This window comes from Flavobacterium sp., from assembly GCF_046317795.1.
GTDB lineage: Bacteria > Bacteroidota > Bacteroidia > Flavobacteriales > Flavobacteriaceae > Flavobacterium.
In genome coordinates, this window is the sequence record NZ_JBKCVI010000213.1 from 1 (window position 1) to 3772 (window position 3772).

The following is a 3772-nucleotide window of genomic DNA, read 5'->3' on the forward strand; positions in this document are numbered from 1 at the left end:
GTGTTTTTCAACCATGTTCCATTTACGAATTTAAAGAAATCATCTTTTGGACTTACCGATTTGTCCATTAAAGAAGTGTCAATTCCTGGTGTTTTTTGCTGTGCATTACCATTGGAAATTCCAACGAATACAAATGCCACAAGCAGTGTTTTAGAAATAAAAGTTAACTTCATAATTGTTTGGTATTTTGTTAGTTTTCACAAATTTATCTATTAAAATATAATAAACGTGTTTTTAACAATAATATAAGTTTTGATTACGCTATAAATGCTACAAAAAAGGAATAGCTTTTGTATTTTTGTCAAAAAAAAGAATGCTAGATTTTATAAAAAAATACAGAATTTTACTTGGAACTTTTTTGATTTTTTCCATCATAACGGTTTCGTTGTTTTACAATGTTTTAAAACCCAGTAAAACATTGCCTATATACAATCCTGCTGATGTCAATCCTGAATTGGTTGATAGTACAGTACAATATATTGCTCGAGAACATAAAATTGCTCACTTCTCTTTTGTAAATCAAAACGGGAAAACAATAACTCAAAAAGACTATGAAGGCAAAATATATGTTGCCGATTTTTTCTTTACCACTTGTGGCACTATTTGCCCTATTATGACCACCAATATGATTGATATTCAAAAGGCATTTTTAAACAATCCTAAAGTGATGTTACTTTCACATACTGTTACTCCCGAAATTGATAGCGTTTCCGTTTTAAAGAAATACGCTATTGAAAAAGGTGTTGTAGATTCCAAATGGAATTTGGTAACGGGCGATAAAAAAGAAATTTACAGCATGGCCAGAAAGTCTTATTTAGCTGTGAAACTAGGAAAACCTTCCGAATTATATGATATGGTTCACACGGAGAATTTCGTTTTAGTAGATGCTCAAAAAAGAGTTCGTGGTTTTTATGATGGTACCAAGAAAGAAGACATTAATAAGCTTATTGATGATATCAATTGGCTGTGCGAAAACGATAAAAAGTAGTTAAACTGATATTCATCATCTTCAATTCTTATTTTATGCTTACTTTTGTAATCTTAATTCAATCTAAATAAGTATTGGGAACCACCGTTGATTTACTAAAAATAGGAGAAAAAGCAATAATAACTCATGTTGATTTGGATAAAATTCCCATGAAGCTCTTAGAAATGGGATGTTTACCTGGAAACGAACTAGAGGTAATTCAAATTGCTCCTTTTGGCGATCCTATTTATTTGAACGTAAACAATGGGTCGCATTTGGCGATTAGAATGGAAACTGCTCATGAAATCGAAGTTGAACTGATTGCAAAATAGTCTAAAATGAGCCTCCAAAATATTAATGTTGCTTTAATTGGAAATCCAAATACTGGGAAAACTTCAGTTTTTAATCAATTGACAGGACTGAACCAACAGGTTGGAAATTATCCCGGAATTACCGTTGAAAAAAAGATTGGTTTTTGCAAATTACCAAATAATTTTAAAGCCAATATTCTCGATTTACCAGGTACTTATAGTTTAAATGCCAGTTCTATTGATGAAAATGTGGTTATTGAATTGTTGCTCAATAAAAACGATAAGTTATTTCCTGATGTGGTACTTTTGATAACCGATGTTGAAAATTTAAAGCGAAATTTACTTCTTTTCACCCAAATAAAAGATTTAGAAATACCAACAATTCTCGTTATAAACATGTCCGACAGAATGGATTACAAAGGTATTTCGCTTGATATTCCTTATCTTGAAGAACATCTAAAAACCAAAATTGCCTTAATTAGTTCTCGGAAAAGTTTGGGGATTTCTGAATTAAAAAATCTTATTGTCAATTACAAATCGATTTCTACAGAACCGTGCTTGAATGCATCCAATATTGATGTTGAGTATTTCAATAAACTTCGCACTACTTTCCCCAATCAATTATTGTATAAATTGTGGTTGGTGATTACTCAAGATGTGAATTTTTTGAATTTGGAGCGAAATGAAATTCGAAGTTCTTTTACAAAATCACATTCCGATTTGAAGCGATTGCAACAAAAAGAAACCATCAAAAGGTACCAATTTATTAACGATGTTTTGAAGGTGGGGCAAAAAATAGACACCTCTAAAGCCAAAGATTTTAGAAGCAAACTCGACCGAGTGTTAACTCATAAAATTTGGGGATATGTTATCTTTTTTGTGATTTTATTTGTGATTTTTCAATCCATTTTCGAATGGTCAAAAATTCCAATGGATTATATTGACAGCACTTTTGCAGCTTTGAGTTCAGTTGCCAATGAAATGCTTCCGGCTGGCGTATTAACCAATTTAATTTCACAAGGTATCATTCCCGGCATTGGTGGAATTCTTATTTTCATTCCACAGATTGCCTTTCTATTTCTATTCATTTCCATACTCGAAGAAAGTGGTTATATGAGCCGTGTCGTTTTTTTGATGGATAAAATTATGCGAAAATTTGGGCTGTCAGGAAAAAGTGTTGTGCCTTTAATTTCGGGAACTGCTTGTGCTATTCCAGCCATTATGGCAACACGAAATATCGAAAACTGGAAAGAACGATTAATCACCATTTTGGTAACTCCCTTTACAACTTGTTCTGCTCGCCTTCCCGTTTACGCTATAATCATCGGACTAGTAATTCCTGACGAACGATTATTTGGCGTATTAAACATGCAGGGATTAACCTTGATGTTTTTGTATCTTTTAGGTTTTGGTTCGGCAATTTTTTCTGCCTATTTATTGAATAAAATCTTAAAAATAAAAGGCAAAACCTATTTTGTAGTGGAAATGCCCAACTATAAATTACCGCTATTTAAAAACGTGGCCATTAATGTTATTGAAAAAACAAAATCCTTTGTTTTTGGTGCAGGAAAAATTATTTTGGCAATCTCAGTAATTCTTTGGTTTTTAGCATCAAATGGTCCCAGTTCTGCTTTTGATAATGCTGAAAAAATAGTAACCGAAAAGCATCAAAAAGCAAATCAAAAACTTCATCCAACACATTTGCAAAGTGAAATCGATTCTTATAAATTGGAACAATCCTACATAGGCATTTTAGGAAAAACTATTGAACCGGTTATACAACCTCTGGGGTATGACTGGAAAATTGGAATAGCGGTGCTAAGTTCTTTTGCCGCACGTGAAGTGTTTGTTGGAACATTAGCCACAATTTATAGCGTTGGCGAAAGTGATAATGCAAACACCATAAAAAACAAAATGAAAGCAGAAGTCAATCCTGAAACTGGGGAAAAAATATTCAACTTTGCTTCGGGTATTTCGTTATTGTTATTTTATGCTTTTGCGATGCAATGCGCAAGTACTTTGGCAGTGACCAAGAAAGAAACTAACACCTGGAAATGGCCAATAGCTCAATTAATCTTTATGAGTGGTTTGGCTTATTTTGTTGCCTTTATTGCATATCAAATCTTCAAATAATCACTTTTTAATTTATTTTAATTTTTTCTGAAAATTCTTTATTTATAATTTGTCTAAATAAAAATAAAGAGTATTTTTGCAATGTAGAATTAATCTAAATAAAAATGAAGAATATATTTGCATTGCTGTTACTTACTTTTTGTTTCCTATCTCAAGCTCAAGAAAACGACTTAGCTTATAATGATACAATAAAAAGGTTGGCTCCAGTAATTCTTACACCAAAACAACAAAGCCCAGAAAGAATGCCTGAAATAAAAGAAAATGTTCTTTTTTCAGGTAAAAAAAATGAGGTTTTGAAACTTTCCAATATAAATGGGAATTTCACCACTAATAATGCCAGAGAAATTTTTGCCAGAATTCC

4 protein-coding genes are annotated in these 3772 nt (G+C 32.0%); all 4 read left to right on the top strand.

All coding sequences use genetic code 11. From position 1 onward, the window contains the following. Positions 1-313: 313 nt before the first annotated feature. A complete protein-coding gene (locus ACK5ON_RS12535) occupies positions 314-988 on the top strand; it encodes an SCO family protein (protein WP_409823067.1) in 675 nt (224 codons plus the stop codon). Between the two features lie 74 nt (positions 989-1062). Continuing rightward, positions 1063-1299 (top strand): ferrous iron transport protein A, encoded by a 237-nt coding sequence (locus ACK5ON_RS12540; protein ID WP_396174353.1) that lies wholly within the window; start codon positions 1063-1065, stop codon positions 1297-1299. 6 nt (positions 1300-1305) lie between these two features. After that, on the top strand, positions 1306-3411 hold the full coding sequence (feoB, locus tag ACK5ON_RS12545) for a ferrous iron transport protein B (RefSeq protein ID WP_409823070.1): 2106 nt from the start codon (positions 1306-1308) through the stop codon (positions 3409-3411). 104 nt (positions 3412-3515) lie between these two features. Then, on the top strand, positions 3516-3772 hold a 257-nt coding region (locus ACK5ON_RS12550), incomplete at its 3' end, for a hypothetical protein (RefSeq protein WP_409823073.1).